Source organism: Aureitalea sp. L0-47 (assembly GCF_026126405.1).
Classification (GTDB): Bacteria; Bacteroidota; Bacteroidia; order Flavobacteriales; family Flavobacteriaceae; genus Pukyongia.
This window is the reverse complement of the sequence record NZ_JAFMTQ010000060.1, coordinates 1-377: the sequence shown is the minus strand read 5'-3', so window position 1 is coordinate 377 and position 377 is coordinate 1. Positions and strand designations below refer to the sequence as shown.

The window sequence follows — 377 nt, the reverse complement described above, 5'->3', positions numbered from 1 at the left end:
CCGGCGTTAGTTACCGTGAAAGTGTAGTTGATAAGCTCTCCGGGATCTGAACAATCACCGCCATCATCATACATCGCTGTTTTCAGGATGTCGATAGCAGGATTCTGACAAAGTTGAGTCACAACCGCAGCCGAAGTATCGGTCACTGTGCTCTGATCTGGAGCTGTTCCTGTTACCGTAGCTGTATTTGTTACTGAACCAGCATCGATATCATCTTGTGTAATAGCGTAGCTACCCGTGTAGATCCACGTTTCAGTTACATCCAGCTCTCCATCACCATCGTCATCTCCTGAATCTGGTCCGGGAACCACTCCACCTAATAGTGGATCGGTTACTACAACATTGCTTATCGATACATTACCGGCGTTAGTTACCGT

Annotated in this window: 1 pseudogene; it reads right to left on the bottom strand. The window is 47.2% G+C overall.

What is annotated here, in order from left to right:
- Positions 1 to 377: pseudogene (locus J1N09_RS15460) on the bottom strand (hypothetical protein); the annotation flags it as partial.